The 25,574-nt window shown below is 40.8% G+C and carries 23 protein-coding genes, 2 tRNA genes and 3 pseudogenes; 20 read left to right on the top strand and 8 right to left on the bottom strand.

Annotation, left to right across the window (positions count from 1 at the left end; genetic code table 11):
* Window positions 1-33: 33 nt before the first annotated feature.
* From CFY87_RS03005 to epmB, 3 genes are all read right to left on the bottom strand, one after another.
* Window positions 34-417 (bottom strand): MliC family protein, encoded by a 384-nt coding sequence (locus CFY87_RS03005; RefSeq protein ID WP_094945813.1) that lies wholly within the window; start codon window positions 415-417, stop codon window positions 34-36.
* A gap of 71 nt (window positions 418-488) precedes the next feature.
* The gene (oapA, locus tag CFY87_RS03000) at window positions 489-1,814 is read right to left on the bottom strand and encodes an opacity-associated protein OapA (protein WP_236757329.1); all 1,326 of its coding nucleotides are present in this window, start codon (window positions 1,812-1,814) and stop codon (window positions 489-491) included.
* 91 nt (window positions 1,815-1,905) lie between these two features.
* Window positions 1,906-2,919, bottom strand: coding sequence for an EF-P beta-lysylation protein EpmB (gene epmB / locus CFY87_RS02995; RefSeq protein ID WP_094945812.1), 1,014 nt, complete (start codon window positions 2,917-2,919; stop codon window positions 1,906-1,908).
* Window positions 2,920-2,952: 33 nt separating this feature from the next.
* Here epmB and efp point away from each other — a divergent pair, with 33 nt between their 5' ends.
* The 5 genes from efp to uhpC all read left to right on the top strand — a co-directional run bounded on the left by efp (window position 2,953) and on the right by uhpC (window position 8,604).
* Window positions 2,953-3,519 carry an elongation factor P gene (gene efp, locus CFY87_RS02990; protein ID WP_094945811.1) on the top strand — a complete coding sequence of 189 codons (567 nt, stop codon included), beginning with the start codon at window positions 2,953-2,955 and terminating at the stop codon, window positions 3,517-3,519.
* 219 nt (window positions 3,520-3,738) lie between these two features.
* Window positions 3,739-5,118: a hexose-6-phosphate:phosphate antiporter gene (gene uhpT, locus CFY87_RS02980; RefSeq protein WP_094945809.1), complete on the top strand. Its 1,380-nt coding sequence runs from the start codon at window positions 3,739-3,741 to the stop codon at window positions 5,116-5,118.
* Between the two features lie 91 nt (window positions 5,119-5,209).
* On the top strand, window positions 5,210-5,815 hold the full coding sequence (locus CFY87_RS02975; protein WP_094945808.1) for a response regulator: 606 nt from the start codon (window positions 5,210-5,212) through the stop codon (window positions 5,813-5,815).
* 11 nt (window positions 5,816-5,826) lie between these two features.
* The gene (uhpB, locus tag CFY87_RS02970) at window positions 5,827-7,332 is read left to right on the top strand and encodes a signal transduction histidine-protein kinase/phosphatase UhpB (protein WP_094945807.1); all 1,506 of its coding nucleotides are present in this window, start codon (window positions 5,827-5,829) and stop codon (window positions 7,330-7,332) included.
* A 3-nt stretch (window positions 7,333-7,335) separates the two neighbouring features.
* Complete coding sequence (uhpC, locus tag CFY87_RS02965; RefSeq protein WP_094945806.1) at window positions 7,336-8,604, top strand: MFS transporter; 1,269 nt, start codon at window positions 7,336-7,338, stop codon at window positions 8,602-8,604.
* 12 nt (window positions 8,605-8,616) lie between these two features.
* Here the strand turns inward: uhpC and CFY87_RS02960 are convergent, their stop codons facing one another.
* Complete coding sequence (locus CFY87_RS02960) at window positions 8,617-9,123, bottom strand: DUF2301 domain-containing membrane protein (RefSeq protein ID WP_094945805.1); 507 nt, start codon at window positions 9,121-9,123, stop codon at window positions 8,617-8,619.
* Between the two features lie 125 nt (window positions 9,124-9,248).
* On the opposite strand from CFY87_RS02960, the gene CFY87_RS02955 reads away from it, so the two are divergent.
* Window positions 9,249-9,587, top strand: a complete 339-nt coding sequence (locus CFY87_RS02955; protein WP_094945804.1) for a carboxymuconolactone decarboxylase family protein — start codon at window positions 9,249-9,251, stop codon at window positions 9,585-9,587.
* Between the two features lie 51 nt (window positions 9,588-9,638).
* Here CFY87_RS02955 and lpxH read toward each other — a convergent pair whose 3' ends face one another.
* Window positions 9,639-10,352, bottom strand: a complete 714-nt coding sequence (lpxH, locus tag CFY87_RS02950) for a UDP-2,3-diacylglucosamine diphosphatase (RefSeq protein ID WP_094945803.1) — start codon at window positions 10,350-10,352, stop codon at window positions 9,639-9,641.
* Between the two features lie 108 nt (window positions 10,353-10,460).
* Here lpxH and CFY87_RS02945 point away from each other — a divergent pair, with 108 nt between their 5' ends.
* Window positions 10,461-11,186 (top strand): 1-acylglycerol-3-phosphate O-acyltransferase, encoded by a 726-nt coding sequence (locus CFY87_RS02945; protein ID WP_094945802.1) that lies wholly within the window; start codon window positions 10,461-10,463, stop codon window positions 11,184-11,186.
* A gap of 27 nt (window positions 11,187-11,213) precedes the next feature.
* Window positions 11,214-12,624: pseudogene (locus tag CFY87_RS02940) on the top strand (multicopper oxidase domain-containing protein).
* 109 nt (window positions 12,625-12,733) lie between these two features.
* Here the strand turns inward: CFY87_RS02940 and CFY87_RS02935 are convergent.
* Window positions 12,734-12,823 (bottom strand) — tRNA-Ser (locus CFY87_RS02935).
* A 172-nt stretch (window positions 12,824-12,995) separates the two neighbouring features.
* On the opposite strand from CFY87_RS02935, the pseudogene dauA reads away from it, so the two are divergent.
* Window positions 12,996-14,081: pseudogene (gene dauA, locus CFY87_RS02930) on the top strand (C4-dicarboxylic acid transporter DauA); the annotation flags it as partial.
* A gap of 142 nt (window positions 14,082-14,223) precedes the next feature.
* Window positions 14,224-14,313: transfer RNA gene (locus CFY87_RS02925), tRNA-Ser, on the top strand.
* Between the two features lie 183 nt (window positions 14,314-14,496).
* Here CFY87_RS02925 and infA read toward each other — a convergent pair.
* Complete coding sequence (gene infA / locus CFY87_RS02920; protein ID WP_013746899.1) at window positions 14,497-14,715, bottom strand: translation initiation factor IF-1; 219 nt, start codon at window positions 14,713-14,715, stop codon at window positions 14,497-14,499.
* Between the two features lie 540 nt (window positions 14,716-15,255).
* Between infA and CFY87_RS12095 the strand changes: the two are divergent.
* Both CFY87_RS12095 and rfbB read left to right on the top strand, forming a co-directional pair.
* A pseudogene (locus CFY87_RS12095) lies at window positions 15,256-16,034 on the top strand (sugar transferase); the annotation flags it as partial.
* A complete protein-coding gene (rfbB, locus tag CFY87_RS02910; protein ID WP_094945801.1) occupies window positions 15,970-17,025 on the top strand; it encodes a dTDP-glucose 4,6-dehydratase in 1,056 nt (351 codons plus the stop codon). The pseudogene CFY87_RS12095 and the gene rfbB, both read left to right, overlap by 65 nt.
* A gap of 34 nt (window positions 17,026-17,059) precedes the next feature.
* On the opposite strand, the gene CFY87_RS02905 is transcribed toward rfbB, so the two are convergent.
* Window positions 17,060-17,749: a hypothetical protein gene (locus CFY87_RS02905; protein ID WP_094945800.1), complete on the bottom strand. Its 690-nt coding sequence runs from the start codon at window positions 17,747-17,749 to the stop codon at window positions 17,060-17,062.
* A 155-nt stretch (window positions 17,750-17,904) separates the two neighbouring features.
* On the opposite strand from CFY87_RS02905, the gene pepB reads away from it, so the two are divergent.
* From pepB to CFY87_RS02865, 8 genes are all read left to right on the top strand, one after another.
* The gene (pepB, locus tag CFY87_RS02900; RefSeq protein ID WP_094945799.1) at window positions 17,905-19,203 is read left to right on the top strand and encodes an aminopeptidase PepB; all 1,299 of its coding nucleotides are present in this window, start codon (window positions 17,905-17,907) and stop codon (window positions 19,201-19,203) included.
* A 12-nt stretch (window positions 19,204-19,215) separates the two neighbouring features.
* Window positions 19,216-19,641 carry a nucleoside-diphosphate kinase gene (ndk, locus tag CFY87_RS02895; RefSeq protein WP_094945798.1) on the top strand — a complete coding sequence of 142 codons (426 nt, stop codon included), beginning with the start codon at window positions 19,216-19,218 and terminating at the stop codon, window positions 19,639-19,641.
* A 307-nt stretch (window positions 19,642-19,948) separates the two neighbouring features.
* Window positions 19,949-21,100 (top strand): methionine adenosyltransferase, encoded by a 1,152-nt coding sequence (gene metK / locus CFY87_RS02890; protein WP_094945797.1) that lies wholly within the window; start codon window positions 19,949-19,951, stop codon window positions 21,098-21,100.
* A gap of 74 nt (window positions 21,101-21,174) precedes the next feature.
* Entirely contained in the window at window positions 21,175-21,681 is a 507-nt protein-coding gene (locus CFY87_RS02885) for a SprT family zinc-dependent metalloprotease (RefSeq protein WP_236757328.1), read from the top strand.
* Window positions 21,682-21,740: 59 nt separating this feature from the next.
* Complete coding sequence (locus CFY87_RS02880; RefSeq protein ID WP_094945795.1) at window positions 21,741-22,334, top strand: opacity family porin; 594 nt, start codon at window positions 21,741-21,743, stop codon at window positions 22,332-22,334.
* 167 nt (window positions 22,335-22,501) lie between these two features.
* Window positions 22,502-24,382 carry a molecular chaperone HtpG gene (htpG, locus tag CFY87_RS02875; RefSeq protein WP_094945794.1) on the top strand — a complete coding sequence of 627 codons (1,881 nt, stop codon included), beginning with the start codon at window positions 22,502-22,504 and terminating at the stop codon, window positions 24,380-24,382.
* A gap of 79 nt (window positions 24,383-24,461) precedes the next feature.
* Window positions 24,462-24,722, top strand: a complete 261-nt coding sequence (locus CFY87_RS02870) for a DUF5339 family protein (protein WP_094945793.1) — start codon at window positions 24,462-24,464, stop codon at window positions 24,720-24,722.
* Window positions 24,723-24,816: 94 nt separating this feature from the next.
* On the top strand, window positions 24,817-25,569 hold the full coding sequence (locus CFY87_RS02865) for a 4'-phosphopantetheinyl transferase family protein (protein WP_094945792.1): 753 nt from the start codon (window positions 24,817-24,819) through the stop codon (window positions 25,567-25,569).
* Window positions 25,570-25,574: the final 5 nt, after the last annotated feature.

Here is a 25,574-nt window from a genome sequence, read left to right as displayed (position 1 = left end):
AATTCCCTCAGGGGGAGTGAATGAGGGAATTTTTTAGTTTTGGATCACACATTGTTCGGCTAAGATTTCGCCCGGCGCATTGCTTAACGTGCCGTATTCTTGACGTTCTTGCCATTGCCAATGAATATCGGTATATCGCATCCCGCTTTCGGAAATAGTTTGCACCAATTTGTGAGTGGTATTTTCAAAGGTAAGTGAAATTGACTTTAGGTTATTCTTTTTATGGCTAACCAAACTTCTTACTACACGTACTTCTTTTTGACCTTTGCATAAATACAGATCCGCTTTTCCGGTTTGTACCGATTTGTCGACCGGTTTCGATTTGACGACCGGCGGTTTTATTTCAAGGGGTTCAATTTGAACTCTGCACGCGTTAAGTGCAAGCACTGTGAGTAATAACAATCCTAATCTAAACATAAATCCCCTTACGGCACGATTACAATGGTAACCCAAAGTAGAGAAAAGGTGGGATTATCCCCACCTTTTTATTATTTTTTATATTGATAAGAACCGTCCGCTTGACGAATAAAACGCGCACCGTCAGACAAGCGCAATTCGTTAACACGACCTTGGCTGTTAAGCGACACTTGTACTTTATCGCCCGGTTTAAAGCTGCTTAAGCTATTGCCGGCACCGTTCGCTTTGGTCATTGCATTGACATCGGAAATATTCAAGTGGTTATCACGAAATACTTGCATCAATGAAACGCCTTGCGGAATGGTTAAGGTTTTGCTGGCGACTGCCGCACTTTTCACACGCTCTGCCGTGGCTTTGCCTGTTGGTTTCGCTTCAACGACAGGGACACTTTGGCTTTTTACCGCCGGTTTTGCTTGAGTAATCTGTGCTTTTGGTTTTTCAGCTATTGTTTTTGCTTTTTCTGCTGTTTTAGGTTTCTCTACGGTTGTAGTTTTCGGTTTTTCGACCACTTTTGGCGCCACTTTTTGTGCTTCAATTGGTTTAACGGGTTCAACCGCTTTTGGTTTTTCTTCTACCAACGCCGATTTCGTTGACGCGACTGCGGTTGGCTGTTCTGATTGTGCAACTATCGGTGCGCGAGTTTCTGTGGCTGTGTTATTTGTTGACACCGGGATTAATGCCGGATCTGCTGGCGCGATAATGCTTTCCGTTGAATTAGTGTTTTCAATTGATGTCGCCGGATTATTAATATTATCCAATACATTATTTTCTACCGGCCGGCTTTGATTTAGGGGTTGGAATTGGGTTGGGATATTTTGGCTGTTTGGTTGTTCAAAGGCATTTACCGTATCGGAATTTGGTTTCAACCATTGCCAAATGAATAAAAGTAAAATGGCTAATAATAGCACGATAAAAATGCGACGATATTTTGGCGGTAACACTTGTAAAATCGCCCAGTTCTCCGGATTTTTAATGTTATTTATTGGCACTCGTGTTTGCGTTTGGGCGACAGGAACCTCGCTTGTTTCAGGTTGTTTCGGCATAATGTTTTCTTGTGTGCTAATTGGCGCCGCCGTGTTGTCGGCATGAATTGGCGCCACTTTTTCTGTAACGCTATCGTTTTTTATCACAACATCATGACTCATTGTCGGTTCATTTTGCTGTGGCGCATTTCCACTTCCAAAGGTTGGCTCTTTGCGCACATGAAAAGGCACTTCACTTGGATTGCCTTTACGCGAGAAATTGCCTATAAATCCTTTTGCTTTGTTTAATAAAGAGGATTCCGGCGTATGCGGTTTTTTGGGAGTAATAGGTTCCATTTGGTCAAATTCTAAATCCAATTCTTTTTGAGGATTATTTTGGTTACCGATTTCCGGTTTATTGTTTTCTGTTGTCACGGTGATTACCTTAATGCTAACGAGTAAATAGGAGGCACATGAAAAGTGCGGTCAATATTTTTTCTATTCTAAAGGATATTTTGCAAATTTCCTATGCTGTGTACAACGTTTTATTCGTTTCATGAGCAATTTCACGCGCCAGTTTTGGCACGAGATAACCCGAAGTGATACTTTGTAATTTTTTGTAAATTTTTAATGCTTGCTCATCGGTTTGGTAAAAATGGCCGGCGCCTTCCACTTTATCCAGTAAATGCAAATAATAAGGCAAGATGCCGATAGCAAATAATTTATCGCTAAGTTGCTTTAAAATATCCGCGTCATCATTAATGTCTTTCAATAAAACCGATTGATTTAACAAGACGACATCGGCTTGTTTTAGCGCTTGCATGGCTTGTGCTAAACGTGCGTCAATTTCATTGGGGTGATTAATATGCGTGACCAAAATCATTTGCAGCCGACTTTCTGCCAGTAATTGACATAATGCGGGCGTAATGCGCTGCGGAATGACAATTGGCAAGCGGGTATGTAGGCGTAAGCGTTGTAAGTGCGGTATATTTTCCAGTTGTTTTATGAGCCAATCCAACTCATGATCTTTTGCCATCAAGGGATCGCCGCCGGAGAAAATTACTTCTTCAATTTCCTCATGTTGACGAATATAATTCAACGCTAAACGCCAATTTTCTTTATTGCCTTTGTTTTGTGCGTAAGGAAAATGACGGCGGAAACAGTAGCGACAATTGATGGCGCAACTATTTTTTACCATAAATAGCAAACGGTTATGATACTTGTGCAAAATATTTGGCGCTGCAGTATGCTGTTCATCTAAGGGATCTTTGCTAAAGCCCTCCATGGTTAAAAATTCTTGTCGCGCGCTCATGGCTTGCAGGAAAAGCGGATCGTGCGGATTGCCTTTTTCCATTTTTTCCACAAAAGGCAGCGGCACGCGCAAAGGAAATAAACGACGCGCCTCAATATCTTGTTGAAAGTCCGCTAAGGGCAATTCGAGGTAATTTAATAAGGTTTTTGGATCGGAAATCGCCGTTGCGAGCAAATCGATCCAATTTTGCTCTTCTCTAATCGGGATATTTTGGGTTAAAATACACACTTTTATAAAACGTACTCTTATTTTGAGGATAATATGGCTACATATACTACCAGTGATTTCAAACCGGGTCTAAAATTTATGCAAGATGGTGAGCCTTGCGTGATCGTTGAAAATGAATTTGTGAAACCGGGTAAAGGACAGGCTTTTACGCGTACACGCATTCGTAAATTAATTTCAGGTAAAGTATTGGATGTGAACTTTAAATCAGGCACCTCCGTTGAAGCGGCAGACGTGATGGATCTAAACTTAACCTATTCTTACAAAGATGATGCATTTTGGTATTTTATGCATCCGGAAACCTTTGAGCAATATTCTGCTGATGCAAAAGCGATTGGTGATGCAGAAAAATGGTTATTGGATCAAGCAGATTGTATCGTGACATTATGGAATGGCGCGCCGATTTCTGTAACCCCGCCAAACTTTGTAGAATTAGAAATCATCGAAACGGATCCGGGTTTGAAAGGTGATACCGCCGGTACCGGCGGTAAACCGGCAACATTAAGCACCGGTGCGGTAGTAAAAGTTCCACTTTTCGTACAAATCGGCGAAGTGATCAAAGTGGATACCCGTTCAGGCGAATACGTATCACGCGTAAAATAATGTTTATTGCCTCTTAAGCGACAGCAAAAATGCCGACCGACGAGTCGGTATTTTTCCGTCTGTTATTATTAAAATGTGATCTTTATCACAAAATTGTTGCTATCTCCCGCATTTTAGGAATATTTCCTATCTTTCCTACGCCATTCTCTCAAGGCGATTTTTCCCGCATTGATTACCATAAGCTCATCTTTTTTGAATTAAGAAAAATCGAGGAAAATGATGTTTAAATTTTTAGAAGAAGTCAGACGCCCTGTCTTAGATCTTCCTGTAGAAGAAAGACGCAAAATGTGGTTCAAACCGTTTATGAAATCCTATTTGGTAGTGTTTATCGGTTATATGGCAATGTATTTGATCCGTAAAAACTTTAATATCGCACAAAACGATATGATTGAAACCTACGGCTTGACTAAAACTGATTTGGGGTTAATCGGTTTAGGTTTTTCTATCACCTATGGGATTGGTAAAACGGTGGTTTCTTATTATGCGGATGGTAAAAATACGAAGCAATTTGTTCCGTTTATGTTGATTTTATCCGCGCTTTGTATGCTGGGCTTTAGCGCCAGTATGGGCGGTGGCGGCGTGGCGTTATTTTTGATGATCGCGTTTTATGCCTTAAGCGGCTTTTTCCAAAGTACCGGCGGTTCATCCAGTTATTCCACCATCACCAAATGGACACCCCGCAAAAAACGCGGCACGTTCTTAGGTTTTTGGAATTTATCGCATAACGTAGGCGGTGCTGCGGCAGCGGGGGTAGCTTTATTTGGTGCCAACGTATTGTTTGACGGTCATGTAATCGGAATGTTTATTTTCCCGTCAATTATCGCGTTAATCGTCGGTTTTGTGGGATTGCGCTACGGTTCAGATTCTCCGGAAGCTTACGGTTTGGGTAAAGCGGAAGAATTATTCGGAGAAGAAGTGAGCGAAGAAGATCGCGAAGCGGAAGAAAATCAATTAAGCAAATGGCAAATTTTTGTGCAATATGTGCTACGCAATAAAGTGATTTGGTTACTTTGTTTTGCTAATATTTTCCTCTATATCGTACGTATCGGTATCGACCAATGGTCGCCGGTGTATGCATATCAAGAGTTGGGTTTCTCTAAAGATGCGGCGATTTCCGGTTTTGCCTTGTTTGAAGTGGGCGCTTTGGCGGGAACCTTCTTGTGGGGATATTTATCTGACTTAGCCAATGGACGTCGCGGTTTAACAGCTTGTATTTCATTGATTTTAATCGTGTTTACTTTAGAGTTCTATCAACACGCTACCAATGAATATATGTATCTTGGCGCTTTGTTTGTCCTTGGTTTCTTGGTATTCGGTCCACAATTGCTTATCGGCGTTGCGGCAGTGGGTTTCGTACCGAAAAAGGCCATTGCAGTAGCTGATGGCGTAAAAGGCACCTTTGCTTACTTAATCGGCGATAGTTTTGCAAAATTAGGTTTAGGGATGATCGCTGACGGAACTCCAATTTTCGGTTTGACCGGTTGGTCCGGTACCTTTGCGGCATTAGATGCTTCTGCGGTGATTTGTATGGCATTATTAGGGTTTGTTGCCATTGCGGAAGAAAAGAAAATCCGTAAAAATAAAAAAGCAGTAAAATAAGAGAATGATGGGAAAAGTGCGGTAATTTTTTACCGCACTTTTTTTTACTGATAGAATACGCCATTGTCAAAAATAAACATAGGATAATGAAATGATCAACGTGGTATTAATTGACGATCATATGATCGTGCGTTCCGGTTTTGCACAATTGCTTGCTTTAGAAGAAGATATTCAAGTTATCGGCGAATTTGGTTGTGCCAAAGAAACGCGCCAGAATTTACCTCGTTTAAAACCGAATGTTTGCATTATTGATATTTCCATGCCTGATGAAAGCGGATTGGAATTATTAAAAGATATTCCCTCCGGCATTCATTGTATTATGTTAAGCGTCAATGATTCTGAATTAACCGTGAAAAAAGCCTTAGAATTAGGCGCCAAAGGTTATTTAAGTAAACGTTGCAGCCCGGACGAATTAATTCAAGCAGTTAGAACCGTTTATGCCGGCGGGGTTTATTTAATGCCGGAATTAACCGCCAAATTAGTCTCCTCACGGCAAAGTCATCCGGTTGAACAGTTAACTAAGCGAGAGCGGGAAATTTGCGAATTATTAATTTTGGGATTGGATGCTAAAAAAATTGGCGAAAAATTAAATTTAAGTTTTAAAACTGTACACGTACATCGTGCCAATGCCATGAGCAAATTAAATGTGAAAAATAATGTGGAACTGGCAAATTTATTAAATCAACAACGAACCTAAAATTTACGTACATGAAGTCCATTTTTACCGCTTTTTATGCTTGGTTTTTGATCGTTTGTACCTATTTTTGTTTATGGGTGATTTCCGATTATTTATTGCCGGACGTGCTGTTGGGATTATTATTTTTACCCTTTGCTTTACGTTGCGGAATTGTGTTGCATACGCCGCTTAAATATTGGATTGTAAGCTATGGAGCGGAGTGGTGTGTTTTAATTTTGTTGGGACTGTCTTTCCCTGAAAATGATTATTTCCAATTATTTTTATTAAGTGCGGTCAGTTTTCCGTTAATTTATGCGGTTTATCTGTATTATTATGGTTCGCAGTGGAAAATACTTTTGCTGCAATTAGGCTTAATTATTATTTTAAGCCTAACAAACAGTTTAATTATTTTTTCCTCGGCATCTTCCTTTGCTTTTTTAGTCAGTTTCAGCAGCGGTATTTTAATTATTCCTGCATGTTATTTAATCAATGATTTTTTATTTTGCCGAAAATGGTTACCGTTAACTGCCACTTTAGTGAAAAAGCCCGTCACACTTAGAACAAAACATATTTTTCTTTATATTGTGCTTTTTATTTTAAATATTTATATTCAAACGACTTTACCGGAAACCTTTTACCGTTTTGCCTTATTTTGTTTGGCAATTCCCATTATTTTATTGGCGTTTCAATATGGCTGGCAGGGGGCGTTTTTAGGAACGCTACTAAATAGCATTGCACTTATCAGTACCACTCACCAATTTTCCAACGTGGCCTTAACCGATTTATTATTATCCATTTCATCCCAAACCATCACCGGTATTTTTCTTGGGCTTGCTATCCAACATCAACGCGATTTAAATCGCAGTTTATCGGTAGAATTAAATCGTAACAAAATGTTGACACGTCAATTAGTCAATACCGAAGAAACCGTTCGTCAAGAAATTTCCCGTGAATTACATGATGAAATTGGGCAGAATATTACCGCCATTCGTACACAAGCGAGTATCTTAAAACGCTTGGAAAATCTTCCGCAGCACGAAAAAATTGCCGATACTATCGAACAATTGTCCTTAAATATTTATGACACCACCAAAGGTTTATTAAATCGAATTCGCCCGCGTTTATTAGACGATTTGGATTTGCATCAAGCCTTACAAAATTTATTTATTGAACTGAATTTTGAAACACAAGGAATTCAAACCGCACTTTATTGGCAAAACGAGAAAAATATTCCTTTAGATCATATTTTAGAAATTACTATTTATCGCCTATGCCAAGAAAGTTTAAATAATATTATGAAATACGCTGCGGCAACAGAAGTGAATATTATCATTACCATTGCACAAGAAGTTTCGCTTTATATTGAAGATAACGGAGTTGGATTTGATATGAAAAAAAGCCTAAACGGATTGGGTATTCGCGGTATGCAAGAGCGAGTGAACAGTTTATGTGGCACTTTTAATATTACTTCAACGGAAATTGATCAGGATCCCGTGCATCATGGAACCGTCATTCGTGTGAATTTACCTCGGATATAACCTATGAAAAATCATGAAAATATTGACCGCACTTATCGCTACTGGCGATTGCATATCATGCTTGCTATGTATGTAGGCTACGCCGGTTTTTATCTTACTCGCAAAAGTTTTAATTATGCGGTGCCGGCGTTAATTACCGATTTGGGCATTGATAAAAATGATATCGGCATGATGGCAACTTTATTTTATATTACCTATGGTTTGTCGAAATTTTTCTCCGGACTTTTTTCCGATCGAGCTAATCCACGGCATTTTATGGCATGGGGTTTACTTATTACCGGCGTGATCAATATTCTTTTTGGGCTATCCGACTCAATCGTGATGTTTACCTTGTTATGGATCATTAACGCTTGGTTCCAAGGTTGGGGTTGGCCGGCATGTTCAAAATTATTGACCACTTGGTATTCGCGTAACGAACGTGGACTATGGTGGTCTATTTGGAACACCGCGCATAACGTCGGCGGCGCATTAATTCCGCTAATTATCGGTTATGTTACCTTGCATTATGGCTGGCGTTACGGATTCGGCATTGCCGGCGTGATAACGATTGTGATCAGCCTCTTTTTATTTTTACGCCTGCGAAATACACCGGAATCCATGGGCTTGCCAAGTGTGGGTAAATGGCGTAATGATTCCTTGGAATTGGCGCAGGAAAAAGAGGGGCACCATTTAAGTTGGCGCAAAATTTTGCAGCAATATGTATTTTTAAATAAGTATATTTGGTTGTTAGCACTAAGTTATTGCTTGGTTTATATCGTACGCACCGCCATTAACGACTGGGGCAATATTTATTTAACCGAAAATTATCACTACAATCTGGTTTCCGCCAATAGTGCGCTGTCGCTGTTTGAAATCGGCGGGTTTATCGGTTCCTTGGCGGCGGGTTGGGGATCGGATAAATTATCTTCCAGCAATCGCGGTCCTATGGCGTTATTGTTTGCGATCGGTATTTTCTTTTCGATTTTGGCGCTGTGGTTAATGAGCAAAGAAAATCTGATTTTGCAAGGCAGCGTGTTTTTCGCGATCGGTTTTTTTGTTTTTGGCCCGCAAATGCTAATCGGCATGGCAGCAGCGGAATGTGCCCACAAAAAAACGCCGGGATCGGCGACCGGTTTCGTCGGTTTATTCGCCTATTTAGGCGCTGCGATTGCCGGCTATCCTTTAGCATTGGTGATGGAAGCATTTCATTGGAGCGGCTTTTTTATTGTGATCTCGGCAGCTGCATTTGGTATCGCTTTATTATTGCTGCCTTTTTTAAAAGCACAAAATTAAGGGGATGCGACACTAAATTTCATATTTGGATTTATCGCCAATGTCAAAATGCAGTGGCATACGCCATTTTTGGATAGCTAAGATAGCAAATAGAAGCGCACTGATGGCGGATAACAATTGGCTTAACCGGCACACTTCAAACTGCAAAGCGAACCATAATCCGGCTAAAAAGAGCGGTTGAAAATTTAAACAAAATACGCGAAAGCAGAAATATTCTTTAAAGGCTAATCCGCCGAGGGTAAAAAATGCGGCGCCGAGCGCCAGTTCCAGCTGCCCGAAAAGCGCACAAAGTAATGCTACCCAGCTTGCCATTTGCAGCAGTAAGCGAAAGCGTTTGAGATAAATGTGCAACGATGAAGCGCATAATACCGCTGCGAGCAATATTCCGTTTAGCGCGATGCCCGGTCGGTAGGGTAAAAGCGCGGTCATTATTGCTGCTAAAATAAAGCCGCAACGATAGAGAATGACCGTAAGGTAATCCCAGAAATCCATGGGTGAACGAATATGCGGATCAGCCATCTTTTCTCCTTGTGGGTAAAACCATTTTAAAATTGACCGCACTTTTGGCTTGCATAGTCAACGGGCTGAACGTATCATAACAAGCAACAGACTTAATGATCAACAATCTTATCTTGGAGAATAATATGTTTGCAGATTGGAAAAATGATGTGGCGCACGTAAAACAATCATTTGGTGAGTTAGGGAAAAAATATCCGAAAATGTTACAAGCTTACGGAGCGTTAGATGCAGCGGCAGCGGAAGGCAATGTTTTGGATGCTAAAACGCGCGAACTTATCGCTTTGGCAGTCGCGGTGACCACGCGTTGCGAAAGCTGTATCGGTGTTCATGCCTCGGCAGCAGTCAAAGCCGGAGCGACGGAAGAAGAAGTTGCAGCCGCATTAGCCACGGCAATTGCGCTCAATGCCGGTGCGGCTTATACTTATTCGTTACGTGCCTTAGAAGCTTTTAACGAACAAAAATAATCGTTACATTTAAGCGAGATAAAAAGTGGGTGAATGCCCACTTTTTTGTATTTAAGCGTTCGGCACAAAGCGTAGACCGTTTTCGCTTACTTCCAATATGGAGGCGGTTTTACCCCAATCGCCCAGTACGATGCGTGTAAAATGCGGTGGAATTTTGTGGATATTTTGGCGATGCGTATGCCCGTGAATTAAAAGGTTGACGTCAAATTGCGTAAAAATTTGGCGTACAAAATCGGGATTGACGTCCATAATTTCATCAGATTTGCGTTGTTTATCTTGCCGGCTTTTATGGCGAATTTTTTGAGCAATTTTTAACCGCACTTTTAACGGTAAGCACAAAAAGAGCCATTGTCGCCAAGGTTGGTGGACTTTTTGGCGAAAACGTTGATAGGCAATATCATCAGTACAGAGCGTATCGCCATGACACAGCAGGGTTTTTTTTCCGTATAAATCCAGCACGTGGTAGGTCGATAGCAAGATCAAGCCGCATGCTTTTGCAAAGCGTTTGCCCACTAAAAAATCGCGATTGCCATGAATAAAATAGCAAGGAATATGTTTTTCCGTCAGCTGTTTTATTTGATCTTTAACTTGCGCTATAAGTGGTGACTTTTCATCATCACCAATCCAAAAATCAAATAAATCGCCTAAAATATAAACCGCCTCAGCGTCGGGGGCTTGCTGTTGCATAAAATCGATAAATAAGCGGGTTAAGTGCGGTTGATTTTCGCTTAAATGTAAATCGGCAATAAAATAAGTTTTTTTCATAAGATTAAATACGTTATTTTTGTTTAGATTATCATTTTTTAATGGGATTTATACACAAATTTGCTGATTTTCGCTATACTTGAGCAAAATTTTTTAAGGTATTGATCTATGCTAAAGTTGATTCGAATTATTCTTGTGGTGTTTTGTTGCATCATGATTTGTTTGGTGGGAACGATTTATTCCCTTATTCGCTTTAAAAACGCCAGTAATGTCGGTGTGGTCGCCGGTTGGTTTGGGCGTTTGTATCCGTTATTCGGTCTGCAAGTGGAAAGACGTTTTCCCGCTGAAGCGGACAAGGTCGGGCGCTGCATTTATATTGGAAATCACCAAAATAATTACGATATGGTAACCATTTCCGCTATGGTGATGCCGAGAACCGTGAGCGTGGGTAAAAAAAGTCTGATTTGGATCCCGTTTTTCGGCATTTTATATTGGGCGAGCGGGAATATTTTTCTCGATCGTGACAATCGCACTAAGGCGCATGGTACCATGAATCAATTGGCAGAACGCATTAATGCGGATAATTTGTCGGTGTGGATGTTTCCGGAGGGAACGCGTAGCCGAGGACGCGGGCTGCTGCCATTTAAAACAGGGGCGTTTTATGCGGCAATTATGGCGGGCGTGCCGGTGGTGCCGGTGGTGTGTTCTTCTACTCACAATCAAGTTGATTTGAATCGTTGGCATAATGGTAAAGTGATTTGTGAAATGTTGCCACCGATTGATACCTCCAATTACAGCAAAGAAAACGTGCGCGAATTAGCCGAGTATTGTCATCAAGTCATGCTGCAACATTTGGCAAAATTGGATGCCGAATTACAGCAACCTCAGGCATAATTAAAAGACGGATAAAAAGGAAAATAAATGAATCAATTTTCACGTCGTCAATTATTAAAAACAGCCTTTGTAGCCGGTGGGGTTTCCGCTCTGCCAACACCACTATTGGCAACAGGCAGAATGCCGCTCAGCTTTCCGCCGCTAGTTGAAATTCGACGTGGTAAGCCGATTGTATTAAGCGCTGAAACGACGCAGGTCAAATTAGATGGCGATCATTATGCCGAAGTTTGGGGCTTTAACGGGAATTATTTAGGACCGACCATAAAAATTCGTAGCGGCGAGTTTGCTAAACTCAATTATCGCAATGGCATACCGCAAATTTTATCGCTAAATATTCAAGGACTGCAAGCCGGCGGCGAATTATTGGGCGGTATTGGACGTCATTTCAAAATGGGCGAAACTTGGGCGCCGATTGTTCCGATTAATCAACCGGCGGCGACCTGTTGGTATCATGCTTGCACTCTTGCCAGCTCGGCATATCAAACCTATCGTGGATTGCTTGGGTTATGGATTATTGAAGATGAGGAAAGTCGCAAATCATCATTGCCGAAAAAATATGGCGTAGACGATATTCCGTTAATTTTGCAAGATGGTCAACTCAATGCTGACGGTGTGCAATTATTTCGCCAAAATCAACCGCACTTTTTAGGTAATCGTTTATTTGTCAACGGGCAACAAGCGCCTTATCTGACCGTGCCGCGCAGTTGGGTGCGGTTGCGTATTTTGAATGCGTCTTTATCGCGAAGCTATCATTTACATTTTGATGATGACCGCGAATTTTTGTTGTTGGCAAAAGATCAAGGTTTTCTCCCGCAAGAGCAAACACGAACTTCCATTTTTGTTGCTCCAAGCGAGCGTGTCGAGTTATTGGTGAATTTAAATGATGGAAATAATGCCACCTTAATTAGTGGCAAAAAGCGCGGTCTATTGGATAAGTTTACGCAATTTTTTTGAAAGTAGTGATGCGCTGATGGACAATACCGTATTGGAATTGCGCCCGGAAGGCATGGCGGCGGCATTTTCCGCAAAACCGGCGTTTCAGTCCAATACCTCAGCGCCGACAGTTTTGGCTGCCAAAGGGCAAAAAGAGCGACAATTTTATATTGATGTTTCCAATGGAACCATCAATCAACAACGCCTTGATCCTCGTCGTATTGATGTGAATGCGGCGGTAAACTCAACGGAACGTTGGATTTTAACCGCCAGCCAAGCTACCGGTTTTAAAGTACAAGGCGCACGTTTTGTGATTGAAAGTATCAATGATCACCCCTTGGATCCGATCGAACAGGTGTGGAAAGATAGTTTGTGGATTGAGGGAAAAGTACAAATTTTGATTAATTTCCCAAATCTTTCTTCTAATAATTACCCTTTATTTTTCGGCTCGTCCGATTTGATGTTGGCGGATAAAGGTTGTCTTGGTGTACTCGTAGTACAATGACAGTGATACAATAGCAAATGTGTGGGCGAATTAAATTAATATAAAAGTGCGGTCAAAATTTGCAAAAATTTTTAGAGAAAAATGGAAGCAAGCTGTACGATAATTTGAATGGCGGTGAGAAAGGGATTCGAACCCTTGATGCACTTTCGCACATACACGCTTTCCAGGCGTGCTCCTTCAACCACTCGGACATCTCACCGTTGAAGACAGTGCGAAAATATAAAGAGTTATGGGCAAATCGTCAAGTCTTTTTTTATTTTCTTGCGTTAGAACATAATTTTTAACCAATATTTCCGCTAAAATAAGTTCCTATGAGTTTTTTGTCCAAATTTGGATTGTGATATGTTAAAAAATGGTTTTTGACTAAAAATATGTTTCTTGCTGTCACACCTTTTAGTGCGTTGAAAGAGGTTTTTCGTGAAGGCTATGGGCGTAAACATTTGGGGCGCGATATAATCGCCGGCTTGACGGTTGGCGTTATCGCTATTCCGTTATCCATGGCGTTGGCGATTGCCAGCGGTGTCGCGCCGCAACATGGCTTGTACACCGCTATTGTGGCGGGGATTGTCATTGCGTTGAGCGGCGGCTCTCGTTTTAATATTTCCGGTCCGACAGCGGCTTTTGTGGTGATCCTATATCCGGTGACGCAACAATTCGGTTTAAGCGGATTATTGATGGCAACCTTGTTGTCCGGGCTGATTTTAGTTTTAATGGCGCTCTTTCGGCTGGGGCGTTTGATTGAGTATATTCCGTTGCCGGTTACCCTTGGATTTACGTGCGGTATTGGGATTGTGATTGCGACCTTGCAAATTAAAGATTTCCTTGGTTTGGAAATAGCTGAAATGCCGGCATCTTATGTGGAAAAAGTTCAAGCTATTTTGACCGCACTTCCGAGTATCAATTGGGCGGATACGGTAGTTGGTGTGGTGACTTTAGTGGTGTTAACCCAGTGGTACCGATTGCGCTTATCGTTGCCGGGACATTTGCCGGCGGTGATGGTCGCTACATTGTTGTCTTTGTTATTGATTTATTTGGGATATGATGTGGCGACAATTGGATCAGCGTTTCAATATACGTTAAGTGATGGCTCTACAGGATTTGGAATTCCAAATACATTGCCGGAGTTTGTGCTGCCTTGGAATATTCCGAATGCACAAGGCGAGGTCATTTCATGGAATTTTACTACCTTACAAGCCTTGTTGCCGGCGGCGTTTTCAATGGCGATGTTGGGAGCGATTGAGTCGCTGTTATGTGCAGTGATTTTGGATAATATGACCGATACTAAGCATCATTCCAACAATGAATTGTTGGCGCAAGGTCTAGGCAATATTGCCGCACCGTTTTTGGGCGGTATTACAGCGACTGCCGCTATTGCGCGCTCGGCGGCGAACGTGAAATCCGGAGCGGTTTCGCCGATCTCAAGTGTAGTACACGCCTTTTTTTTTTTTTTTTTCCTATCCCCTGTGTGCCTTGCCTCCCACGACTAAATTGATAAGTTGTAATCAATTATATAAAAATTCTTAATTTATTCACTAAAAGAGAATAATTTTTCTTGACTTGTATGTATAAAGTTCTTATCATTCACCTCGCTTAAATCACGGAGGAATGGTCGAGTGGTTGAAGGCACCGGTCTTGAAAACCGGCGAGGGTTTACGCCCTCCGTGAGTTCGAATCTCACTTCCTCCGCCATCAAATTCTGTATTAAGTCGTAAGTCGATGATTATATAATCACTTACGACTTTTTTATTATCTTAAATTTGACCGGAGTAGAGAAATTTTTTACGCTTCCAATGTCCTGAGTATAAAAAAACTGATGTTGCAATATAACAATATCAGTTCTCAAGATTGCAATGTTGTTGACCGGATTGTCTATTAGCGACTACGGAAAACGATACGTCCTTTGCTCAAATCATAAGGAGTCATTTCAACAGTAACTTTATCACCGGTTAAAATACGAATATAGTTTTTGCGCATTTTTCCTGAAATATGGGCGGTAACTACGTGTCCATTTTCCAATTCCACGCGAAACATTGTGTTTGGTAAGGTTTCTAAAATGGTGCCTTGCATCTCAATACTATCTTCTTTAGCCATTAAATCCTCTAATGTTGTAACAAAAATTCAAAAAAACGGGCAAATTATACTCTTTTAAAGCGCATTCTAAAAGGTTTTTTATGAAATAATTTTAAGGGCATCCTTGATGAAATGGGAAGCAAATGTAAGGAGGTGTAAATTTGGCGGATAGCGCTTGGTTTTTTGTGGTTTAGGATTTAGAATAGGAAAATTTAATTGCTTATGTTATTTTAGTTATTCGGCGCGTAGCGCGGTGCTAATTCTGAAGTTTGTAATAATTAGTCAATTACTATTCGTAATATTTGTGATGATAGTAGATATAATTGTGATGTCATAATTGCTGCGCAAGAACTTGTATTTAAAAAATTAAAGAAATATATCTTCTGCATTCCACCAGCAAGGATAAACAAACATTCGTCATTTTATGAGCATTTGGCTTTTTATGCTTATGATGCTTTTAGATTGAATAAACCTAGACCAAGAAAACTTATTGGTAAATTTCAACGCTTTTACGCATTTGATGAGTTGCTAAAGCAATTGATTATTAGAGATGTAAAATTAAAATATTTTATTGCTTCGAATAGCATTGAAGAATTGAAAAAATTAAATGTTCCAATTATTAATGAAACTTGCCAAAGTAAGTGTCAATTATTCATGCATAAAGATAACCAATTTATTATAGCTTTAGAAGAGGAGGAAGTTGAGCTGCGAGATCAATGGCTACAATACTTTTCCAAATGACATTATCGTCCAGTATCTGTAATTCCTACATTACGAGGATTACCATTATATAGTACTGATATGTCGTTTCTATTTAATTATGACGTAATGTTATTACAGGTAAATAATAATCTTGCAAAGCGTTCTTCACGTATAATGAAGCGTGTTTGGATATTTTAGGTTCATTAATTTTAATTATTTTATTTTCTCCATTATTAATATTGTTTTATTTTCTTATTAAAATTGATGGAGGTCATGCACTATTTTGGCATGAGCGTATTGGACAAATGAGTTTAGTTGGTCCGCGTCCAATTATAAAAGATGAGTTGCCTTATTACAAAGATGATGTTGATTATTATCTGATGGTTAACCCCGGTATGACAGGTTTATGGCAAGTGAGCGGGCGTAATGATGTTGATTATGAAACGCGGGTTTATTTTGCTTCTTGGTATGTAAAGAATTGGTCAATGTGGAGTGATATTGCAATTTTGTTTAAAACAATTTCTGCTGTTCTGTTCGTAAACGAAATGGTGCTTATTAATTTATTTTTAATATATGAAAATTCTCATCACAGGTGGAGCGGGTTTTATCGGCTCTGCGGTCGTTCGCCATATTATTAACGACACCCAAGATTCTGTTATTAATGTAGATAAATTAACCTATGCAGGTAATTTAGCGTCTTTAGAGGCTGTTTCAAATAGTCTACGTTATGCCTTTGAGCAAGTGGATATTTGTGATAAAGCGAAGCTTGAGCGTGTTTTTAATCGGTATCAGCCTGATGCGGTAATGCATTTGGCGGCGGAAAGCCATGTCGATCGTTCTATAGATGGTCCGGCGGCATTTATTGAAACCAATATCGTGGGAACTTATACGTTATTGGAAGTGGCACGTATTTATTGGCATCATTTATCCACTGAGAAAAAAGCGACTTTTCGGTTTCATCATATTTCAACGGATGAAGTGTATGGAGATTTGGAAGGTACGAAAGATCTTTTCACTGAAAGCACACCTTATGCACCGTCCAGCCCCTATTCCGCCTCAAAAGCTTCAAGTGATCACTTAGTGCGAGCGTGGTGGCGTACTTATGGTTTACCTACTCTTGTCACTAATTGCTCCAACAACTATGGCCCGTTTCATTTTCCTGAAAAACTGATTCCATTGATGATTTTAAATGCATTAGAGGGTAAAAACTTGCCGGTGTATGGCAATGGGCTGCAAATTCGTGACTGGTTATTTGTAGAAGATCACGCCCGAGCATTATATAAAGTAGTGACCGAAGGCAAAGTAGGAGAAACCTATAATATTGGTGGATATAACGAGAAATCCAATATTGAAGTAGTGCGTACAATTTGTGGATTGCTTGAAGATCTCGCGCCGGATAAACCTGCAGGCGTAACAAAATACGAAGATTTAATCACTTACGTCACTGATCGTCCGGGGCATGATGTGCGCTATGCCATTGATGCGACCAAAATTAGCAATGAATTAGGTTGGAAACCGCAAGAAACCTTTGAAACAGGTATTCGCAAAACCGTAGAATGGTACTTAAATAATCAAAAATGGTGGCGCCAAGTATTAGATGGTTCTTATAAGGAGTCAATTAGTAAGTGATTTGTTTCACTCTAAAATGCCGCAATGCCGGTCATTAATAATTTTTTATTGAGATGCTGATGATAAAAAACAAAATGGCTAAAATAACGAGCGGTAAGCCGACCCAACCGCCTCGCGCACCTGAAATTACACTCAACAATAGCTCGAATAATACGCCGATGAGGCATAATACCGCACATTTATAATCTTTTTTGATAAACCAATAGATTCCAACGACAACCCTTAACATGGATAAAGTGACAGAAATATTTCCCGATTGGATATGATGGGTGACGTTAGTAAAGGCTTTAGCGCCCAACACAAACTTCTGATAAAGTGCTAGGAAACCGGTGACGGTGGCGCCTATGGGAATGGCGTGAAAGATAAATTGTGGTTTTAGCGGAAATTGAGAGAATAATAAAATCAGTGGGATAAATAATAAGATCCGGCTTGGATTGTCAATTTCACGAAAACCGTCGCCATGTACAACAGCGGATATCACAAAAGTGGCGAAATACAGTAAAAAGGCATAAATAATCCCTTTATCTTCTTTATCCGTTATCCATTTTTGTTTGAATTTAACTAGATAAAGTAAAGGGTAAATTACGCTGATGCCGCTTAAAATCATGGGAACATAGTTATATCCTTTTTTAAACATCAACACAGTGATGAAAAATAATGATGCCAATATATTGATGATTAAGCTGATATGTTGGCGAGAAATAGGGTTCCAACTGAAAGGCATGAGCGATCCTATCGGTTAATGTTCGGTTAATCAAAAATTGTTGCCGCTATACTAAAAGAAAAGGTGCCAAGAAAAACATATACAATATTTTACATACCAAAAATCCGAAAAGCTGGTATAGTTATGGGCAATATTGATTGATGTAGGTGAACAAGATGCAAGTTTCAATTTCTTATGATAAAGCGTCAGCGCAATGGGGAAAAAACGCACTGTTGAGTTTTTCCAATGACCAAGCACGGTTGCATATTAATACAAAAAATGACCGCACTTTAATTCAAAAAGGTGCGCGTAAATTGCGTGAGCAAGGAATTAAAGATGTGGAGCTTATCGGTGATGATTGGAATTTGGAGAACTGTTGGGCATTTTATCAAGGATTTTATACCGCAAAACAAAATTATACCTTGGAATTTCCGCCTTTAGATGATGAGCCGCAAGCCGAATTATTAGCGCGTATCCAATGTGGCGATTTTGTACGTGAAATCATTAACTTACCGGCGAGCGTGATCACGCCTGAGGGCTTGGCGAAACGTGCTGCCGAATTTCTACGCGAACAAGCTGCGGAATATGCCGAGCAAAGTGCGGTCAATTTTGAGGTAATTTCCGGTGACGCGTTGGAAAAACAAGGCTATCACGGTATTTGGCAAGTGGGCAAAGGCGCACAAAATGCGCCGGCACTCTTGAAATTAGATTTTAATCCAACGCAAGATCCGAATGCGCCGGTGTTGGCTTGTTTGGTAGGCAAAGGGATTACCTTTGACAGTGGCGGCTATAGCTTAAAACCGAGTGAAGCAATGAGTTCCATGCGAACCGATATGGGGGGAGCGGCGTTATTAACCGGTGCGTTAGGCATGGCGATTGCCGGCGGTTTAAATCAACGGGTAAAATTGTATTTATGCTGCGCGGAAAATATGGTGAGCGGGAGTGCGTTAAAGTTAGGCGATATTATTAGCTATCGCAACGGGGTGACTGCCGAAGTATTGAATACCGATGCGGAAGGGCGTTTGGTTCTCGCAGATGGATTAATTGACGCCGGCGAACAAAATCCACAACTGATTATTGATTGCGCCACCTTAACCGGTGCGGCGAAAATCGCGGTGGGTAATGATTACCATTCGGTGCTTTCCCTTGATGAACAATTGGTAGCAGAGTTATTTTCGGCGGCAAAAATCTGTGGCGAACCGTTTTGGCGTTTACCGTTTGAGGAATTTCACCGTGAGCAAATCAGCTCGTCATTTGCGGATATTGCTAATATCGGATCGGTGCCGGTGGGTGCCGGCGCCAGTACCGCGACCGCTTTTTTATCGTATTTTGTGAAAAATTATCAACAAAATTGGTTGCATATTGACTGTTCCGCGACTTATCGCAAATCAGCCAACGACCTTTGGGCGACCGGTGCAACCGGAATTGGGCTACAAACGTTAGCCAATTTATTGTTAAACAAAGCAAATCTTTAAAAGGAGGGATGAATGGCGCTTGAGCAAACTTTATCAATTATTAAACCGGATGCAGTGCAACGTAATTTAATTGGACAAATTTTAGCCAAGTTGGAAGGCAACGGATTTACTGTTGTCGCTGCCAAAATGTTGCACTTAACTCAGCTACAAGCGGAAGGGTTTTATGCGGAACATGAGGGTAAACCGTTTTTTGTTGATTTGGTGAAATACATGACATCTGCGCCGGTGGTGGTGGCTGTGTTGGAAAAAGAAAACGCAGTAAGAGATTACCGCACTTTAATGGGAACCACTGATCCTGAAACTGCCGCAGAGGGAACCATCCGCCGCGAATTTGCGTTAAGCAAACAACAAAATTCTGTACATGGTTCAGATAGCGTTGAAAGCGCCAAACGTGAAATTGCTTATTATTTTGCCGATAGCGAAATTTGTGCGCGATAAAGGCTAACCATCTTTATCACCATAATGACCGGCGCATACGTGCGCCGGTTTTTGTTAGCCGGATTTTTTCTACCACAAAAATTAACTACCTTGAAATCAATTCAAAAACGCACCGCACTTTTATTTTTTCCGTCGGCTTTAGTGATGAAGACGAAAATATGGAAGTATAAATCATAGAATATCGTTAAATGAGCTTAAGTATTCCTATATAACCATTTCCTTATCATTAATTCCTTGCCTTTTTAATAAAATAGCGTATTATAGACGTCTAGATGGAAAAACTGCTAAATTAAAGGTTAATACATTTATGTCATCTTATCTTTTTACTTCTGAATCCGTGTCCGAAGGGCATCCGGATAAAATTGCCGATCAAATATCTGATGCAGTATTGGATGAAATTTTAAAACAAGATCCGAAAGCGCGTGTAGCGTGTGAGACCTATGTGAAAACCGGTATGGCGTTGGTGGGCGGAGAGATTACCACATCAGCTTGGGTGGATATCGAAAACTTAACTCGTCAAGTGATTTGTGAAATTGGTTATGAACATTCCGACATAGGTTTTGACGGGCATTCTTGCGCGGTATTAAATGCGATTGGGAAACAATCTTCCGATATTAATCAAGGGGTTGACCGTGAAAATCCGTTAGATCAAGGGGCGGGCGACCAAGGGATTATGTTTGGTTACGCGACCAATGAAACGGATGTCTTAATGCCGGCGGCAATTACTTATGCACACCGTTTAATGGAACGTCAAGCGCAAGTGCGTAAAAGTGGAAAACTGGCGTGGTTACGTCCGGATGCCAAAAGCCAAGTGACGTTAAAATATGAAAATAATCAAATTGTCGGCGTGGATGCGGTGGTTCTTTCTACGCAACATAGCGATGAAGTCAGCCAAAAAGAGGTACATGAAGGTGTGATGGAAGAAATCATCAAGCCGGTATTGCCGGCTCAATGGTTATCCAAAGACACCAAATATTTTATTAATCCGACGGGACGTTTTGTGATCGGAGGACCAATGGGCGACTGCGGTTTGACAGGACGTAAAATTATCGTAGATACCTACGGTGGCGCGGCACGTCATGGTGGCGGTGCCTTTTCCGGTAAAGATCCGTCTAAAGTGGATCGTTCAGCTGCTTATGCCGCTCGCTATGTGGCAAAAAATATCGTTGCCGCAGGTTTAGCGGAGCGTTGCGAGATCCAGCTTTCTTATGCTATCGGCGTTGCGGAACCGACATCAATTATGGTGGAAACCTTTGGTAGCGGCAAAGTGGCAAATGAATTATTGGTCAAATTGGTGCGCGAATTCTTTGATTTACGCCCATACGGTTTAATTAAAATGTTAGATTTAATTCAACCGATTTACCGCCAAACCGCCGCTTACGGACACTTTGGTCGCGAACAATTCCCTTGGGAAAAAATTGATCGCGCGGAAACGTTACGTTCGGCAGCAGGGTTGTAAGCATTGTACAGGTAAATTACACTTGCCTATAAAAAACACGCAAATGGGGCTAATGTAATTAGCCCTACATTTTTATGGATAACGCAAATTTCAGAATTCTAAAAATGCAGGTGCAACGCCGTTTATCGGCGTGTTTAGCCATGGCAGAACAGCATTTCAATCGTTCCTTTTCAATACCTGAAGTCAGTTACGATATTCGCGGCATGAAAGCGGGTGTGGCGTATTTGCCAAAAAATATCATTAAATTTAACCGCACTTTATTGCTTGAAAATCCCGAAGAATTTATTCGCCAAGTGGTTCCCCACGAATTAGCGCATTTGCTTGTGTATCAGGTTTATGGGCGAGTAAAACCCCATGGCGTGGAATGGCAGAAGTTGATGACGCAGGTTTTTCAGTTGCCGGCGCAGACGTGCCATCAATTTGATGTGCAAAATGTACAGGGCAAGACGTATGCATATCGTTGTCATTGCCAACTGCACCAATTGAGCGTGCGACGGCATAATAAAATTCAGCGTGAAAGTGTGGTCTATTTTTGTCGCAAATGTCGTACAAAATTAACCTATTGCGCTGATTTAGGGTGAATTTATGCGGGGACTGTGGTATACTCTGGCAGATTCTTAACTTATAGAGGACGTTTATAATGAAAAAAACAGTACTAGCCATTCTTATGGGGGCGCTTGCGTTTGCTTCAACTACCGTCAGTGCGAATTGGTATGTGCAAGGTGATTTAGGAATTTCAAAAATTAAATCATCGGGTGCGGAAAATGTAGGACTTAGCGAGAAAGAATTTGCTCCAAGCATTTCAGTTGGTTATCGTTTCGTCGATTGGCGTTTAGCCTTAGATTATACCTATTATGGTAAATCGGACTATAGTTTTGGAGCGAATAACAGTTTTGGCAAGGGCAATTTAAAAGTCAATAGCTTTGGTTTGTCCGCAATTTATGATATTAATTTAAATACTGCGATTAAACCTTATATTGGTGCGCGTATTGCTTTAAATAATGTGAAATGGAACGAATATTTGGTGGAAGAAAACAGCAATGGTCAAACAACTCGTTCTTCAAACAGCGATAATACCGGCAAATTCGGTTTTGGTGGTTTTGTCGGCGCAACGTATGAATTTTACCCAAATTGGTCTTTAAACGGTGCTCTGGAATATAACCGTTTAGCGAAAATCAATGATGTTAAAATTAATCAATATGGTGCTAAAGTCGGGCTTCGTTACGAATTCTAATTATTGACTTGTCTTTTTTGATAAAGTGCGGTGAAAAAAAATATTCAAGTTTTAACCGCACTTTTTTGTGAAAAAAAATCCTACCTTACTTGAAATTTCCGTTTGTGTACTTATATCAAAGCTGTTCATGTTAAAAATGAGTAGTAATTTGAAAAAAGGAAATAATTATGGCACAAAATCAAGAAACACGCGGTTTTCAATCCGAAGTGAAACAATTGCTTCAATTAATGATCCATTCGCTTTATTCCAACAAAGAGATTTTCTTGCGCGAATTAATTTCTAACGCCTCTGATGCGGCAGATAAATTGCGTTTTAAAGCGTTGTCACAACCGGAATTATACGAGGGCGACGGAGATTTAAAAGTACGCATTCAATTTGATGCGGATAAAGGCACGTTGACCATCAGTGATAACGGAATTGGGATGACGCGCGAACAGGCAATTGATCATTTGGGAACCATTGCTAAATCCGGAACGAAAGAATTTTTGACCGCACTTGGGCAAGATCAAGCTAAAGACAGTCAGTTGATCGGGCAATTTGGGGTGGGTTTTTATTCCGCGTTTATTGTGGCAGATAAAGTGAGCGTGAAAACGCGTGCAGCAGGCGAAAGCGCAGAACATGGCGTACTTTGGGAATCGGCAGGCGAAGGTGAATATTCGGTTGCGGATATTGAGAAAAAAGAACGCGGTACGGAAATTACTTTGCATTTGCGCGAAGATGAAAAAGAATTTTTAAATGAATGGCGTTTGCGTGACATCATCAGCAAATATTCCGATCATATTGGCTTGCCGGTAGAAATTTTAACCAAAGAATATGGCGAAGACGGTAAAGAAAGCGGTGTTAAATGGGAAAAAATTAACAAAGCGCAAGCCCTTTGGACGCGCGCTAAAGGCGAGATTTCTGATGAGGAATATCAAGAGTTTTATAAACATTTAAGCCATGATTTTGCCGATCCGTTGTTATGGGCACATAATAAAGTTGAAGGGAATCAAGAATATACCAGTCTTTTATATGTGCCGGCAAAAGCGCCTTGGGATTTGTTTAATCGCGAGCATAAACACGGGTTAAAACTTTATGTACAACGCGTGTTTATTATGGATGATGCGGAACAATTTATGCCGAATTATCTGCGTTTTATGCGCGGGTTAATTGATAGCAACGATTTACCATTAAATGTATCGCGCGAAATTTTGCAAGATAATAAAGTGACCGCGGCATTGCGTAAGGCATTGACCAAACGTTCCTTGCAAATGTTGGAAAAATTGGCGAAAGATGACAAAGAAAAATATGCACAATTTTGGCGTGAATTCGGTTTGGTGTTAAAAGAAGGACCGGCGGAGGATTTTGCCAATAAAGAAAGTATTGCGAAATTATTGCGTTTTGCTTCGACACATAATGACAGCAGCGAGCAATCTGTTTCATTGGAAGATTATGTATCACGCATGAAAGAGGGGCAAAAAGCGATTTATTATATTACTGCCGACAGCTATGTAGCAGCGAAAAACTCGCCACATTTAGAGCTTTTCAATAAAAAAGGCATTGAAGTGTTGTTATTATCCGATCGCATTGATGAATGGATGTTGAGCTATTTGACCGAATTTGACGGAAAAGCGTTGCAAACGATTAGCAAAGCGGATTTGGATTTGGGCGATTTGGCGGATAAAGAGGAAAGCGAGCAAAAAGCGCAAGATGAAGCCTTTGGTTCATTTATTGAACGGGTGAAAACTTTATTGGGTGAACGCGTAAAAGAAGTACGTTTGACGCACCGTTTGACTGATACGCCGGCGGTAGTATCCACAGATAATGACCAAATGACCACGCAAATGGCAAAATTATTTGCTGCTGCGGGACAGGCGGTGCCGGAAGTGAAATATACCTTTGAATTAAACCCGGAACACGCGTTGGTGAAAAAAGTGGCGGATATTGCTGACGAGGAACAATTTGCCGATTGGATGGAATTGTTGTTGGAGCAAGCAATGTTGGCAGAGCGTGGCGCATTGGAAAATCCGATGGCGTTTATTAAACGTGTAAATCGTTTGTTATCTTAAAAATTTAGGTTAGAATGTAACGGTTATCGCGGAGCATTGATTTAAGCGCGATAACCGTTTTTTTATTTAAGGATAACTTATGAAAAAACTGCTGTTCGTGCTTCCGCTGTTATCATCGGCTTGTTCCGTAATGAGCCTTAACGCAGAAAAATTATCGCTGAGTTGCCAAACCTATTTTAAATATATTGACAATAGTGTGGCGCAGTCTACCTTACCGGAAGCGGAGTTGACCGCCATGAAAGCAAATTTTGCCAATAGCAGACATCAATTAAGTAAAATATCTGTAGAACAACAAGAACGCATTTGTTCCGTTAGATTAGCGCAATTGGCGAAATATTAGGGCAAAAAGTTCGTTGCAGTGTAAAACCGTTATCAAAAATTCTATTATCCCTCTATAATAAAAGCCAGATTTTTCCGGCTTTTATTTTTATATTATGACGACCTTATTCGCCTACGCCAATATTCGACAACCCTATCCTTTTGCGCAATTGCCCTCGGCGCTTATTCCTGATTATTTGCAACAGGTTCCTCGCGGTAATGCGCGGGTTTTACAACGTCACCAATGCCGACGTTTGGCACATTTTTTATTATATCAATTGTTACAACAAGCCAATGTTGATGTGCAAATATTAAAGCAGCTTGCCCGCAGCGCAACTGGGCGCCCATTTCTTCCAATCAACGGGCTTGATTTTAATATAAGTCATTCTGATGATTGGGTTGCGGTGGCGCTGCATACGGTTGAACATGGGCAAAGTGCGGTTGGAATTGATATTGAATTTCCTAAAAAAGCACGCAATTTCACCGCGCTTTTACAACATTTTGCTGCACCTTCGGAGCTAGAATGGTTTACGCGGCAAGATGACTCGGAGGCGGCATTTTATCAAATTTGGTGCGGACGCGAGGCGTTGTTGAAATCGCAAGGCGTGGGCATTGTGAAATTATCCGAAGTTTGTCATGATCCCATAGGATTACAACTGCATTCGGCATATTGCCCGCCCGGTCAGTTGTTGTTTAGTGCGAAATTGCCTTTTTACTTGGCACTTTTTATTTCTTCCTCATTTTCTTCTGTTGGGCATTGTGTGCTATGTTTAGCGTGGAATGGCGAAAAATTGGTCAAAAAAGATCTTCATGCACCACTGATTTATGCGGTGAATAAAAACAAAAATATTTTACTACTTTCCCTTTAAAATCG

It is taken from the genome of Actinobacillus seminis (assembly GCF_002263215.1).
GTDB lineage: Bacteria > Pseudomonadota > Gammaproteobacteria > Enterobacterales > Pasteurellaceae > Actinobacillus_B > Actinobacillus_B seminis.
The sequence above is the reverse complement of the archived record's forward strand: the minus strand, read 5'-3'. Positions and strand labels throughout refer to the sequence as shown.